The sequence below is a fragment of the Aliiglaciecola sp. 3_MG-2023 genome, from assembly GCF_030548205.1.
GTDB lineage: Bacteria > Pseudomonadota > Gammaproteobacteria > Enterobacterales > Alteromonadaceae > Aliiglaciecola.
Map to the genome: position 1 here is coordinate 1 of NZ_JAUORV010000013.1, position 14687 is coordinate 14687.

At 43.0% G+C, this 14687-nt stretch carries 10 protein-coding genes; 2 read left to right on the plus strand and 8 right to left on the minus strand.

The window, feature by feature from the left end:
• Nucleotides 1-189: 189 nt before the first annotated feature.
• Both Q4574_RS14715 and Q4574_RS14720 read right to left on the minus strand, forming a co-directional pair.
• On the minus strand, nt 190-1383 hold the full coding sequence (locus Q4574_RS14715) for an RtcB family protein (RefSeq protein ID WP_303474910.1): 1194 nt from the start codon (nt 1381-1383) through the stop codon (nt 190-192).
• A gap of 123 nt (nt 1384-1506) precedes the next feature.
• Nucleotides 1507-2676: a slipin family protein gene (locus Q4574_RS14720; RefSeq protein WP_303474911.1), complete on the minus strand. Its 1170-nt coding sequence runs from the start codon at nt 2674-2676 to the stop codon at nt 1507-1509.
• A gap of 572 nt (nt 2677-3248) precedes the next feature.
• Between Q4574_RS14720 and rtcR the strand changes: the two genes are divergently transcribed.
• Both rtcR and Q4574_RS14730 read left to right on the plus strand, forming a co-directional pair.
• Nucleotides 3249-4853 carry an RNA repair transcriptional activator RtcR gene (gene rtcR / locus Q4574_RS14725; protein WP_303474912.1) on the plus strand — a complete coding sequence of 535 codons (1605 nt, stop codon included), beginning with the start codon at nt 3249-3251 and terminating at the stop codon, nt 4851-4853.
• Nucleotides 4854-4928: 75 nt separating this feature from the next.
• Nucleotides 4929-5408 (plus strand): thioredoxin family protein, encoded by a 480-nt coding sequence (locus Q4574_RS14730; protein WP_303474913.1) that lies wholly within the window; start codon nt 4929-4931, stop codon nt 5406-5408.
• A gap of 441 nt (nt 5409-5849) precedes the next feature.
• Here the strand turns inward: Q4574_RS14730 and agaR are convergent, their stop codons facing one another.
• The 6 genes from agaR to Q4574_RS14760 all read right to left on the minus strand — a co-directional run bounded on the left by agaR (nt 5850) and on the right by Q4574_RS14760 (nt 14382).
• A complete protein-coding gene (agaR, locus tag Q4574_RS14735) occupies nt 5850-6629 on the minus strand; it encodes a transcriptional repressor AgaR (protein WP_303474914.1) in 780 nt (259 codons plus the stop codon).
• Between the two features lie 150 nt (nt 6630-6779).
• Nucleotides 6780-7307: a TlpA disulfide reductase family protein gene (locus Q4574_RS14740; protein WP_303474915.1), complete on the minus strand. Its 528-nt coding sequence runs from the start codon at nt 7305-7307 to the stop codon at nt 6780-6782.
• Nucleotides 7294-9435, minus strand: coding sequence for a glycoside hydrolase family 36 protein (locus Q4574_RS14745; protein WP_303474916.1), 2142 nt, complete (start codon nt 9433-9435; stop codon nt 7294-7296). Before Q4574_RS14745 ends, Q4574_RS14740 begins: the two co-directional genes overlap by 14 nt.
• Before the next feature lie 68 nt (nt 9436-9503).
• On the minus strand, nt 9504-10613 hold the full coding sequence (locus Q4574_RS14750) for an amidohydrolase family protein (RefSeq protein WP_303474917.1): 1110 nt from the start codon (nt 10611-10613) through the stop codon (nt 9504-9506).
• Nucleotides 10606-11520 (minus strand): DMT family transporter, encoded by a 915-nt coding sequence (locus tag Q4574_RS14755; protein WP_303474918.1) that lies wholly within the window; start codon nt 11518-11520, stop codon nt 10606-10608. Before Q4574_RS14755 ends, Q4574_RS14750 begins: the two co-directional genes overlap by 8 nt.
• 120 nt (nt 11521-11640) lie before the next feature.
• Nucleotides 11641-14382, minus strand: coding sequence for a TonB-dependent receptor (locus tag Q4574_RS14760; RefSeq protein ID WP_303474919.1), 2742 nt, complete (start codon nt 14380-14382; stop codon nt 11641-11643).
• Between the last annotated feature and the right edge of the window lie 305 nt (nt 14383-14687).

The following is a 14687-nucleotide window of genomic DNA, read 5'->3' on the forward strand; positions in this document are numbered from 1 at the left end:
TGAACCACCCAGCCTGACATCCATGTCAGTCGTTCAGTCGGCTAACGCTGCTTCGCAGCTAAAAATATCAAGGTCGATTCAGTTCCGCACAAAACGAGGGCGAAACCATCCTTGGTGAACTACCCAGCCTGACATCCATGTCAGTCGTTCAGTCGGCTAACGCTGCTTCGCAGCTAAAAACAGCCTCCTTCACCCCTTAACATTTACTACTTGGGATAGGGTGTGGACGACTTCTACTAAATCCCTTTGCATCTCCATCACTTTGTCGATACTTTTATAGGCGCTTGGGATTTCATCAATTACTCCCTCATCTTTTCGGCACTCGATACCTTGGGTTTGCGCGCTTAAATCGGCCACTGTAAAGGCCTTTTTCGCCTTTGTTCGTGACATTTTTCGCCCTGCTCCATGGGCACAACTACAAAAAGACTCGGCGTTTCCCTTGCCTTTAACGATGTAAGACTTAGCCCCCATAGAACCAGGAATAATGCCTAATTCTGACTCTCTGGCCCGAATGGCTCCTTTACGCGTTACCCATACGTGATGGCCATCGTGTAGCTCTTTGTCCACAAAGTTATGGTGGCAGTTGATGGCTTCTTTAGTCACTGCAAAAGGTTTCAACCTTAACGTGAGCGAGCGCAGTACAGCCTTCATCATATGTTCACGATTTAACATGGCGTAATCTTGCGCCCACGCTACCGCTTCAACATAATCGTTAAACGACTGGGTTCCTTCCAGCAAGTAGCCAAGTTCTTTGTCGGGCAAATTAATTTGATGGGTTTCCATTTCCTTGCGCGCCAAACGAATGAAATACTGACCAATCATATTACCGATGCCACGACTCCCCGAATGCAACATCACCCAAACATCATCGTTTTCATCGATACAAATTTCGATAAAGTGGTTTCCCGACCCCAAGGTTCCAAGCTGGTTCGCAAATTTCCGGGCATTTCCATGTCGATTAATTTGCGGATGTTTCGCAAGAATTTTATCCAAATTCATCGCCAAAGCAGACCCACCTTGCACTTGATCATATTTATGCTGTCCGCCGGCACCTAAAGGCACTGTAGATTCAATATCATGCCTAATTTGTGCTAAGTTATCGGGCAAATCTGACGCTTTAAGAGACAAACGTACAGCATTCATACCGCAGCCAATATCCACGCCCACCGCAGCGGGAATAACCGCTTCGGTTGTGGCGATCACAGACCCCACAGTTGCACCGTTACCTAAGTGGATATCAGGCATCCCGGCCACATGTTTAAAAATAAACGGTAAGCTCGCTACTCGGCGCATCTGCGCCAAGGCTTCATGCTCTACCTCATCAGTCCATATTTTGACCGGTTTTTGGTTTTCTTTCGCCGCCAACAGCGTTACTACCGGCATTTTCATTCTCCTTTTCACTGGTTCAGTCCTTGATAAAACTGCTTTGAAAACTAGTGTTAATCAACTAAATAAAGCTACGTCCTTGTCAGTTTCTCCTTGTTCGATTGACTTGCACCCTGCCAACTAAGACAACTTAACCGTCTCCCGCAGTAACTGATCAACGCCACCATACACGTTCAAGCTAGAGACTTTCTCAGACACTTTCTCAAGTGACTCCAACTCTTTCAAACGCAACAATGTAGGATTGTTTTCCATCATTTTCGCGGTATTTTGCAAGCTTCTAGTCGCCGCAGTTTCTTCACGACGCTTGATCACGTTTGCTTCCGCCGCTTTTTGAGCCTCAACCACCTGATTAAGAATCGTTTTGATCTCACCAGGCAAGATGATGTCTTTCACCCCAACTCTCTCAAGGCGAACTCCAACTGATTGCAACTCAAGTTCAACCAACTCTTTGATCGTTTGATTCACATACAACTTGTCTTCCAACAGTGCATCCAAAGTTTTAGTGCCAACAGCTTCACGCAACGCCAATTGCATAGACTTGTAGATAAACTCGTCCAAATTATCCACTTGCTCCGCAGCGACAATTGGGTCATAGGTTTTTACAGTAGCCGTTAAATTCACACGCACAGTTACCCTGTCTTTGGTCAAAATATCCTGACCAGAAACTTCTTGATTGCGCGAACGCAAATCGTAGGTTTTCACCTCGATTGAATGACTCAACTGCCAGAAGCCATATACGCCAGCGGTTAAAGTGCGAACAAACTGGCCGTCCACATATAACAATCCAATGCGCTGGGGGTTTACTTCCACCATTGAAACCGGGGCTTTTCTTACCGAGTTTTTGGTTGCAAGCAACTTACTAGCCTCGTTTTTACCACGATATTTAATCTCATCCAGCACCGATCTTTGCACCTCAAGATCGCCAGTTAATGACACTTTGTCTAAGCGAAACTCACCCGCCGATTTCCACAAATGTAAAACCTCGCCTGGCGCTACTACACCGCAAAGTTGATCATCAACATATAACAGCCCCAACTCATCTTTGTTCACTCCCCAAACGTGCACTAGCTCTGCCACTTCTGGGTAGGTTTTAATTAAATAGAACGAGTCAGGATCTGAGTAGTACATGCTGTTTGCAATGAAAGTTTTCACTGTTAAGCTGTTACTAAAATCCCATAGACGGTGAATACCTGCCTTTAGAACCCGTTCAAATTGTTGATTTCGATACAGAAACGCAATTGAGTTTTCTGCTACCGTAAATACTTTCCTAAATTTTCCTTGTTCAGTCATTAGAACTTCTCCTTTTTATTATCGCCTCAACACCCTGTTTAAGAATGTGACATAAGGGGCAATCGGCTTGCGTGAATTGGCAGCAAGCAAGGTTGATTTGATAGGCTTAGCAATCCGAATGCTTAAGCACTGCTTCCGTGCAGTACCTACCAAATCAATGTTGTTTGTGCGAGTTCACCACAGTGGTTAATCGCTAGCCTTATGTCGGGCTATTACTATGTTTATGGGACTTGAACCCACTGGGCTTTCGCCGTACCGCTAGTAGTTAGATCATCAGTCAAACTATGTCGTTTGAGGTGCATGCGCACCGGCTTATTTTTGGTGTCTTCACTCGAGATATACACCCATGGCAGTGCCACGTGTATCAGGTTGCCGTTAGAAACAACTCCGCTTCGTTAAAAACAATTGATATATTACAAGTGCCGTGCCAACAAAATAAAAAACCGAAATAAAAAGCTAACCAACTGAAATAATTAGACTTTATGAAAATTGTTAATTTTCAACGTTGATTCTGGTTTTAAAAATAATATCTTTTAAGATATATTTATATCTATTCAGATAGGGTGAAATTTATGAATCGCAAAAATGTGATGTTTGCTATCTTAGGGTTGGTAAAAGACAACAAAGGACGCGGCGCTAAACGCTGGCAACTTTGGCGACCTACAATTAGCGCAGTGATGCAGGACGATTTCCAAGTCGATAGATTAGAGTTAATGTATGAACCCTCTGAGCTTAACTTAGCCCGGCGAATAAGCGCAGATGTAGCAGAGGTATCTCCTGCTACTGAAGTAGTGTTAGTTGAAACTGCTTGGAATGATCCTTGGGATTTTGCCGATGTGTACAATTGGTTATATCAACATGCTAGTCATTATGACTTTGACCCCGAAAAAGAAGATTATTATCTGAATATCACCACGGGTACCCACGTTAATCAAATATGCATGTTCATGTTAAGCGAAGCGCAAATCTACCCAGCCTCTAAATTGATTCAGGTTTCTCCTGATCCACAAGGCGATAATCCAGCCAAAGGCACAATCAGCATCGTCGATTTAGATCTTTCCAAATATGCGGCATTAGCAGCCCGATTTTCCGAACAATCGGCCACCGCACGTGAGTTTCTAAAAGCCGGTATTCAAACCCGCAATTCAGGATTCAATCAATTAATAGATGAAATAGAACAAGTGGCTATTAAAGCCACTGACCCCATGTTATTGGAAGGCCCAACTGGTGCGGGTAAAACCCAATTAGCAAGGCGAATATACGAATTAAAATCCTCCCGAGGTGGTGTTTCCGGTAGTTTGGTAGCGGTGAATTGCGCTACCTTAGTAGGCGACGGTGCGATGTCTGCTTTGTTTGGACATATTAAAGGGGCCTATACTGGTGCGCAGAGTGCCCGCGAAGGCTACTTGAAAAATGCCGACCAAGGCATACTATTTTTAGATGAAATTGGCGAACTAGGTATTGATGAGCAAGCTATGCTATTGCATGCCATTGAAGAGAAGCAATTTTATCCCGTAGGCAGTGATAAAGCCGTCTACAGCGATTTTCAGTTGATCGCTGGCACCAATTTAGACTTACGCAAAGCAGTAGCACAAGGTCATTTTCGGGAAGATCTGTTAGCCAGAATTGATATATGGAATTGGCGCTTACCTGCACTAAAAGAGCGAATAGAAGATTTTGAAGCAAACCTCGACTTTGAACTACGCCAATATGCGCGGCTCAATAATGTGCACATTCGCTTTGGCAGTGAAGCCCAAAAGCGGTATTTACACTATGCCCGCAGTGAAAAAGCGATTTGGAGTGCTAACTTTCGCGACCTCAATGCCAGCGTAAAACGCATGGCAACCCTTAGTAAAGAAGGCCGCATTGGTTCGCGCACTGTAGAGGCAGAAATAGCTCGCTTAAACCAACGCTGGCATGCTAAAAGTGACACAAACAATATCGAACTAAGCCGTTACATTGACGAAGAACAGCTATCGATCATGGATGTATTCGATCAAATGCAATTGAAAAATGTCATTCAAGTATGTTTATCTTCAACAAATTTAGCCGATGCCGGTCGCAAACTATTTAACATCAGCAGAAAGAATAAAAGTAGCAGCAATGATTCCCATAGGTTACGAGTGTATTTACAGAAATTTGGGTTAAGCTTTGCCCAGCTAAACTCTGAGTTGTAAACGAATTTGTAATAAAACCTTAGTTCAACAGGTCTAATTTAAAAGACGCCAAAACCAAAAGGTAATTGAAAAGCAATGCCAACTGAAATTACATCAAAATCTAACAATAAATTGGTCAATATAGTATTGTTTATTATAGTTGCCACCTTTATTTACTTAGCTTACCAGTGGTATCAAAGTCATTTAGGTCAGCAAGCTAAGGATAAGATCCAAATCCAGATGCTCGATTTTGATGTCGCGCTAGCTAAAGCTCAAGCCCACGATAAATTAATATTAGCCGACATGTCAGCTATTTGGTGTCCCACCTGTCGTAAGTTAGACAGCACAGTATTTACCAATGATAGAGTCAAAGATGTAATTGATGAGAACTTCGTTTTTGCTCGGGTAGACTACGACACAGAACAAGGGCAAGCATTCGCTGAGCGTTATCGGGTTACTGGTTACCCAGTATTGCTAATTATTAATCAAGAGGGCGAAAAGCTTACCCGGTTGCCACTGACATTTGATTCTATGGAGTTTATTGGTAATTTAAACAAAGTATTGAGTGTTCAATAAAGTTAACGCACCAACGGGATAAATCCCGTCCTACAAACCCATACCTGTAGGTGGGTGCTTTAGCCCCGTACGAACCCGCTATATCCATGGCCTAAAGACCATGCTACCGCCCCGCACAAACCCGCTAAATCCATGGCCTAAAGACCATGCTACAACACCATACCTGTAGGCGGGTGCTTTAGCCCCGCGCAAAACCGCTAAATCCATGGCCTAAAGACCATGCTACAAATCCATACCTGTAGGCGGGGGCTTTAACCCCGCGCAAAACCGCTAAATCCATGGCCTAAAGACCATGTTACAACCCAATACCTGTAGGCGGGGGCTTTAGCCCCGCACAAACCCGCTAAATCCATGGCCTAAAGACCATGCTACCGCCCCGCGTAAACCCGCTAAACCCATGGTCTAAAGGCCATGTCGCCGCCCCGTGACCGTGCCAAAGCATTAATCCACATCAACAAGGGTCACTTTAATGCCCATTCGGCGCAGTCCATCTAGGTAATCGGGTGGAATATTACTATCGGTAACAATTTGATTGACTCCTGCAGGCTCTAGAATTTTATGCAGACAAACATGACCAAATTTAGAGGAATCGGTAACGACTATAATTTCACTGGCAACCTTGCACATCAACTGATTCAATAAGGATTCAGCTTCAAAATGGGTAGAAATTCCTTTATCCAAATGGAAGCCATCTACCCCTAAAAAGAGTTTGTCCACGTGTAAGTCTTTAAGGGTGGCTAACGCGCTACTGCCGAAAAATGACTGGCTTTTATGTCTGAGTGTACCGCCCAATAACATTACTTCTATGTGCTCTTGAAGTTTCAGTTCGTTGACAATATTCAAACTATTGGTCACAACGGTAACATTCTCTCGACCACCAATATGCGAAGCTAGCTTAAGAGTGGTTGAGCCTGAGTCTAAAATAATAGCATCACCGTCATGGACTAAACCGGCAGCGACCTTACCAATGCTCGACTTTTCTTCAGCATGCAATGCTTGTTTTCGATCAAAGGTAGTTTCAGTTTCAAACACGCCACTGTCGTTTAACATGGCACCGCCATAGCAGCGAGTGGCAATTCCCTGATTTTCAAGAAAGCGTAAATCTTTGCGAATGGTGACACCTGATACGTTAAATTGCTCAATTAGAGGAAGCACTTGAACACTTCCATTTTCTTTAAGCATTCGGGCTATGTGTTCACGTCTGTGACTGGTGTCGCGCATTCTTTTACCTTTTCCTATTTAAGTTTCATTTTGAACAATGTTTATTCTAATCCTAATGAAACTTTAACACAACGTAACTTTCATTTTGTAAAAACCAAGTTTGTCACTGTGCTTTTTATTGATTAATGTGGGTTTACTAAAGCACTAATTCTACTCGATCATTTCAGCCAGTAATTTTTCCACATGAGCGATTAAATAAGCTTCATGACGCTCCGAGAACCCAAGGTGAACCAATCGAATTTTGCCCGATGCGTCAATCAAAAAGCCCGTGGGCAAAGCCCTTACCTGGTAAGCACTAAATGAAGTCCCGTGTTGATCCCATACCGCAGGATAGTTAAGAGGGTACTTAGCTAGAAAGTTCAATGCATCTTGTTTCGCTAGGTCGGTATTCACCGCCACAATTTCAAATCCTTGTGGCGCATATTTATGTCGCAGTTTGTTTAGAAAAGGAAAAGACTTACGGCAGGCAAAACAGGATGATGCCCAAAAATCCACATAGACCACTTTGCCTCTGTAATTCTTAAGATCAACTTGAGCATCACTATTTAAATCCGCCAGGGAAAAGCCAGGGGCCAATTGCCCCTGCATGCTTGATTGAGTATTTGCCAGACAGAATGAACTGGCAAATATACTAAGCAGTAAAAAACAACAACGGATCATGAGTTTACTCACTGCCATTGGCGCCCAATGGTATTAATTCAACCAATAGAAATTGGTTAAAGTTGGCAGTTAAGTTTGCTTTACCATCGGTCACAGTTACCACCCCAAGGTCTTTACCGTGGAAATAATCTGTCACTTTGTATTGCTGAGCAGTTAACCCTCGTAACTCAAGGCTTCCAGTATAACTATCCGCATAAAAAGCGAAATATAGACTGCCGTCTTTGGCTACAACGTGGGTTTCAGGGCGGTCAAAACCGATATCGTAAAGTTCACCTAAGTAAGTACCTTTGGGAAGCATTTTTTGATTATATAAATCAAACCATTGCTTCCAAATGACTTCTTTTTCCGGGTTGAGCAAGAACTGTTGTGCCGCTTCATTGTCTGATGGCATGGTAAATTTAGTTCCTAACACTGCACCAATGCCGAAGGATGAAGCAAAGTCACTAGCATTATCACTTAGCTCAACATGGTCACCATAATAAGGCGCTGATTCTCCCATTAATCCCTTGAGTGTTTTCCCTTTTAATCTGACTTGCCAAGATGTGAGAGGATCTGAGCTCACGGTTTGATTCATATAAGGGAGGTTATGAAATGCGTATGAGTCACCACATGGGCATATTTCGATTACCGCGTCAGGATTGATTTCCATGGCTGTCTCATAAATTAGCTTCCAGTAATCAGCTAAGGCTTCAACAGATGCTTCAGGAGTGGCATGATTGTGTTCTGGGTTATAACAAGGAGGAACGCCGTTTAAATGGTGACCATCAATTTTCAAGCCTTCATATCCCCATTCGCCAAGCATCTTTTTAACCAGCTCAACACTGTGTTGACGAACGCGTTCATCCGCTGGGCACAAATAGTAACTGTCCCACCATGTAACATCTCGAGTACTACCATCTTTATTGAGTAGCAACATTTCAGGATGTTGTTCAATCATATCGGTGCCAGGATCCACAGCCAGAGGTGCCCACCAAAGCTTGGCTTTCAATCCAGCAGATTTAATGTCTTCAACAAATGCCTGCATATCTGCATCACCATTAGGGAATTTTTCAGGATCAAGATACCAATCCCCTTCTGCGGTTTGCCAGCCATCATCCAACACTGCCCACTCCAATCCCAGCTCTTTAGCTTTGGGTAATGTTTGCAGTATTTCATCAAAACTAAAGTCGCGTTCATATCCCCAAGCACACCAGATAGGCTCATAAGCTGAATCTGGAACATCCGCCATAACCAGCCCTTTCTTCGCCATTACGTTACGATACATTTTCAATGTGGCGTAATAGTCTTTTTGATGGACTGATACAAAGGTATCTAAGGTGGTTAATTCGTCACCAGGGGCTAGCTTCACGGTTTTTTCAAGTTCAACATGCAAATACGCCGCTTTTTCGGTGATATGTTCATTTGCAGGGTAAGTCACCGGAAAAGAAACCAATTTAGGATCTAAATCAATATGACCAATCGCCAAGCCTATATCTTTTCGCCAAATATCAGCCACCGCAGTACCACTGCCATAATCTGTTGCGTTCATTCCCATGTAGTTCTGTTGCTCGTAGCCGGGTTGCAAAGGCATTACCCAATCTCGACGATCAGCGAACGAAGCACCTTGATAAGACCAAAAATCTGGTTCGGAACGGGTCATTGCAGTCATTAAGTCTGTGTGCTGTGTGTTTTCAGCTGCAGAAAGTTGATAGGCATTCTGTACCCATTTAGAGATAATCAAACTTTGCGAGGCTGTATTTTTATAGGTAACTCGGATAAACAACGTATTGGGAAAGTTAGGGAAAGCCTGCACTTGCAGTTGTTTTTGTAAGCCATTGGACGCGACGCCAACTAAAGTGGTTTGCATCCCAGAACCTAAGTTGGAGTCAATCTGATGTTGTGTACTGTTGAGCAACATAAAATCATCGATGAGCTCACCTGATTTGGTAACAAGATACTCACTACCTTGATAATCCCCTAGCACTTTCATTTCGTTGCCTAGGGTGGCAGAGACACGGCTGTGCAATTGACCATCGAATTCTAAGGTAATACCGCTATTTTTCACTTTAACGACTTCATCTTCCTGATCAACAGGAGTAATACAAGCGTGCAATAGAGGTACGCACACTATGATTGCAGCCAATCTAGAAATAAATTTGAATGACATTTATGTTCTCCATGTACTAGGTTTAGCAGAAGGGTCTGCAAAGATCCTTCTGCTCTTTTTAATTGTTATTAATTGAGGCTAAACGCTCGTCGGGCATTGTGATAATAAATTTTATCTATCACCGATTTAGGTAGTCTTAGGCCGGTAACCATGCCATCCACCTCAGGTACACTGAATTCCTTGTCAGTATTGAGGTAACTCCAATCTTCTAACCATTTTTGATGGGCACTATTTTTAAACTCTTGCGCTGCAGCGCCAGGACTGTGAGTTAGGTCTGTGGCATAAAGAATGCGGTCTTGATATTCAATAAAAAATGCTCTGACTTTATTTAGATCTTTTACTGACTGGGCTTGAACTTGTCCCATACGCGCAGCGAGATCGATGGTCGCATCAGGGTAACGTTGCAAAAATTCCGATATGGCATCAACGCTCCATTCCAAGCTAGCGAGGTGGGCTCCAATAAAACGCATCTGAGGATGTTTATCCAACATATTGTTCCGGGCCGCCATTTGCGCTTCGTAACTGGGCATTTCCGGGTGCAAATACATGTGGTACTGAGGGTGCGCAGCAAAATATTCTTTGTCGTTATTCACGCTCATTTGATCTATAGGTAACCAGCAATTATGGGGCTCTCCCTGATGCCCTATGAGGGGTACATGTAACTGACTTAAATGGGTAAAAATAGGATCCAAACCAGGATCATCAATCATCACTAGCTGCTGCGCATTGTTACGGAAGGACATACCAATATTCTTCCACACTTTGACTGCCTTAGCGCCATTTACAAGGGCCGTATCTAAACGCTTTTGCACGTCTTTTGCCCATGAAGTATCGTCCCAGTTGCGCATTGAAAAAGTAGCCGCAAAAAATATGGTTTGTGGGTAGTCTTGGGTTAATGATAACGCAATATCTTGTTGTTCATCGATAGGCGGAAAATCAGGATAATCAACATTAATGGTAAGTAGCTCAAAGTTGTCCACTTGTGCTTGTTCAATAAATGCAGCCCCATGGTTATTCGCATGCACGTGGGCATCAAATTTTTTAACTTTGGGGAAATCAGACATGCTGTAGTGTTGTGATATTTCATCGTTGCCGACGTTAGAATGACTACAAGAAATCAGCGTCGTCGCCGCGATTATCATCAGGGTTGAACTTAATGAGGCAGTAAGCTTATTCACCAGTACGCCCTTCCATAGTCGAATTTACCGGCTTTTCTTCAGGCTCTAAAGCTAAAATGAGCGCAGCAATTGTTGCAATAATAATACCTGCGATTTTAACGTTGTTTGGGATAACATCTAACAATACGATGGTCAGCACTGTAGACAACAGCGGTGCGCCAGCATTGGTTAACGGCGAAACCACAATGGCTTTTCCGTAGCGGAATGCATACACCAAACACAATGCACCAATGGCATTTAATATTTGTACCGACGCGGTTTCAAATAGCATAGAAAAACTGTAATCAACTTGGACACTACGGTCAGTCATTAAGTAAGCAACCGGTATTAACGCAACGGCAGTGACCGTCATATAGAAGAAGATACTTTCCGCACTCATGTGATGATTAGACAGTTTCATACAAAATGCTTGAACTCCCCATGCTGCCATTACACCCAGGGCGAGTAGGAACCATAGAATACCGTAGCTGTGCTCTTCACCCGCCGGTGAATACTCAAACAGGGGTAACGCCAGCATTGCTAGAACAATGCCTATTCCACCGAGTAACCCCGTGCGTTCTTTAAGCAGCCCGAGAGAAAGCGCAATGGTGATCACGGGTGACAATGAAACGATAGGAAATATAAGGTAACCAGGACCAACAGTGACGGCATAAAACAATAACATTTGACCGCCACTCCCTAAGAAGCCAATCCAACAACCCAGCCAAATAGAACGTTTGTCCGTTTCTAGCTTCCAATCAATGAGTTTCAAAGCCACTATACAAGGTATAATCATAGTGACAGCCCAAATACTGTATACCACAGTAGAAGGTATTGATTCATCAGCAAATACTGCCGTTAATGCCCCCCAAAATCCCCATGAGACAGTGGTTATGATGGCAAAAATCAACCATTTCTTTGACTGCATTGTTATCTTCCTATTTTGTTCTTATTATTGTCTAACCTAAGTATTGTATCTGTTAGCCACTCACGACCTTTACGGCAAACAGAGCCTAAGTTCACGTCCCTAGGCTCTGTTTATCAAGACTTAAAAGTCGTAGCGCAATCCTGCTTTAAAAGTTCTACCATATAGTTGAATAGAGGCAGGTAGATCGGGGCGACCTTGGAAACTACGATTAGATTCATCTAGCAGATTTTGACCTTCAAGTGATAATTGCAAGTAATCGGTAATATCGTATTTTACCGACAACGACATGATCTTGCTTTCTTCCATGGTGGTTTGGTAATCGTCTCCCAAAGGACTAAATGCATCGACAACTAAATCGCCAGTATAATCTAAGGCCAACTGCGCACTTAATCGGTCTTTTTCATAAATCACAGAGAAAGAATAAGAGGTATCGGCAACACCCGGTAAAGCCCCTGCATCTTCTCCATTTACAACAGTGCTTGTATCCGTATAGGCATAACTAGCCGTAAAGCCGAAACCATTTTCAAAAAATTTCTGAACCCCAAGTTCCAACCCAAATACTTCAGCTGAATCACCATTGATCGGCTGGGTGACTTGAAAGCTCTCACCGGCAATTTCAACTCTCGTGGTGTTCGACGTAATGAAACCATCTAGTTCTTTCCAGAAAAGCGTCGCATTGAGCAAACTACCTTCTTCGAAATACCACTCCAGCGCCATATCTGCTTGGTCAGAAAATACCGGCTTAATATTTGGATTACCACTGATATCCATAGTGAATAATCCAGATTGCGCATTATCTGTTGTTAGTGGCGCAAGTTGATCTAGTGTTGGACGAGACAAGGATTGCGCCGCGGCGGCCCGAAAAAGCAGATCATCGGTAATGTTAAAGCCGAAATTAATCGCCGGCAGAATTTTATTGTAACTTCCGTTGGCAGTCTGAGCCGCACTATCCGAATACTCTACATCCCAAGAGGGGTTCGACGAGTCTGGATTAACAATCTGGATGGATTCAATATTGTTATAAGAATACATGGCAGTAACCTCAGTTTTTACCCAACGCAGCCCCGCATTGGCAAACCATCGATCACCTTCAAAATTAGCTTGCAAATATAGTGCGGTTGTATCTTCTTCAATATCGTAAGAATTCACTGGGTTGTAAATAGGCTCCCAAAGCGCGGATTCACTTTCTCCAAAAGTGCGCTCATTACCGAGGTAATCAACTATTGTCATTCCGTCTGAAGCAGCTAGGCCTGCGGCATAATCAGGAATACTGAAAATGGGAAAAGAGCGCGGGATATTAGCACCTTCTCCGGCAAACAAGTTATCGTAAGGAAAGTCACGGACCACATCCGCGCCAACTTCACCAAAAGTAAATGGGTAACCACAGTAATTACAAGCACCGTACTCATAATTGTCGTAAGCGGTATTGGTTTTATTGCGGCTGGTGTAGGCAGCGCCAAAATCCAAGGAAACAAGAAACTCATGGTCAAAACTTAGTTCGCCGTCCAAAGTAGCGCCAGTAACAGTGTCTTTTATATCACTTCCGTCTCGCGCCGCCCAATGGGGAGAGAAGTCATCATTCCCAAAATCATCGGAGCTACGACCTTCAGTCCAAGTTGGGATGTAATCTGGCAAACCGCCATTATTTAGTTCGTAGTGTCCACTATGAGCACCTGGAGCACCTGCCACTACGAAGGTATTTTTTCCCCCTGAATCTCGCTCTGATTGAGAGCGATAAACGTCTGCTTTAACAATTAAGTCATCAGTCAGTTGGTACTTTGCATTTAAACCAAACAAAGAAGTATCGACGGTACGATGCTCATCTAGGGTAACGACTTCCATACTAACATCAGCTATGTCCATGGCAGTAATCACATTGCCATCAAGGACGATGTTAGATAAGCGATTTTGTGCCTCACTCTCATCGGCCATATAGAAAGATTGGGTATAACCGGTGGAGTCTGCTTCCAGCTTGGTTAGCATAATATCAGCACTAACTTGCAACTTATTATTCGGACGCCATTGTAAATTTGAATTAACACCCGTTCGAGTAAAATCAGTAGCGTAAGAACCCAAGGCATAAGACCCTGGAATAACTAGATTTTCTTCATTGTCACTAATAATGCCATTACCGTCTACATCATAGGACATTTCATCTTGCACACCAAAAACAAAATTATCGAACATATCATCGGCACGCTCAGTTCCACTTGCATGAGTGACTCCAAGAATAAAACCTAAAGTTTCGTCGTCATTTGTGGTGCTATAAATAGCATTAAACTTCTTGCCCACCTCTTCAGAGAGGTCATTGTAATCGGCAGTGGCAGAGAATACACCGTGTTGTCCTGGATTATCTAACGCTTTTGCAGATTTTAAATTAACCGCGCCACCGATACTTCCTTCGATTCCCTTAGCTTCAACGGTTTTCCAAACATCGGCGCCATTGATCATTTCAGATGGAATTACATCGAACGCAAAATTACGCCCACCGTCATCAGTCGCAAGAATACGGTTATTAAGAGTGACTATACTAAACTCTGGTCCTAAACCCCGAATATTCACGTATTGAGCTTCCCCTCCTCGAGTTCGGCTGACAGTAATACCCGAAATATGAGAAAGGGAATCTGCGACATTATCATCAGGAAAACGCCCTAACTCTTGTGCTGCAATGGAATCTACTAAAGATTTTGCATTTTGTTTTATAGAAACGGATTTTTCTAAACTACCACGAACGGCCGTTACTACGATGACTTCGGTATCTTCGTCACTTTGCTGAGCGTTAACTTGTGGAGCACTTAGCCCCAATACGACTGCGCACGCTAAAGTTGATTGTATAAATATTGTGTTTTTATGTGTATTCATGGGTATCACCTTGTCACCTGATAGTTGGAAACGAACTAGCTTTGTTATTTATTTGAGTTACAGCATGTCGTCTTTCGGAAACAATATTGGCCATCAATGAAACCAATGTCAATACAAAATGAAACATAAAAAAGCAAAAATAACATAACCCATTGCTTTAGAAGTAAAAAACAAGTATTAAAACAAGAAAGAAAAAGACATAAACCAACCAAATGAAATTTAATGTAACTTTTTTATTTACATAATCGCCTTTATACCCCATAATTTTTGCCAATGTAAGCTATAACCAACGATTACGGAGGTGA

Bases quoted from the DNA above. Each gene is read 5' to 3' on its own strand.
- Q4574_RS14715 (WP_303474910.1), bottom strand. From the start codon at position 1,383: ATGCCGGTAGTAACGCTGTTGGCGGCGAAAGAAAACCAAAAACCGGTC.
- Q4574_RS14720 (WP_303474911.1), bottom strand. From the start codon at position 2,676: ATGACTGAACAAGGAAAATTTAGGAAAGTATTTACGGTAGCAGAAAAC.
- rtcR (WP_303474912.1), top strand. From the start codon at position 3,249: ATGAATCGCAAAAATGTGATGTTTGCTATCTTAGGGTTGGTAAAAGAC.
- Q4574_RS14730 (WP_303474913.1), top strand. From the start codon at position 4,929: ATGCCAACTGAAATTACATCAAAATCTAACAATAAATTGGTCAATATA.
- agaR (WP_303474914.1), bottom strand. From the start codon at position 6,629: ATGCGCGACACCAGTCACAGACGTGAACACATAGCCCGAATGCTTAAA.
- Q4574_RS14740 (WP_303474915.1), bottom strand. From the start codon at position 7,307: ATGGCAGTGAGTAAACTCATGATCCGTTGTTGTTTTTTACTGCTTAGT.
- Q4574_RS14745 (WP_303474916.1), bottom strand. From the start codon at position 9,435: ATGTCATTCAAATTTATTTCTAGATTGGCTGCAATCATAGTGTGCGTA.
- Q4574_RS14755 (WP_303474918.1), bottom strand. From the start codon at position 11,520: ATGCAGTCAAAGAAATGGTTGATTTTTGCCATCATAACCACTGTCTCA.
- Q4574_RS14760 (WP_303474919.1), bottom strand. From the start codon at position 14,382: ATGAATACACATAAAAACACAATATTTATACAATCAACTTTAGCGTGC.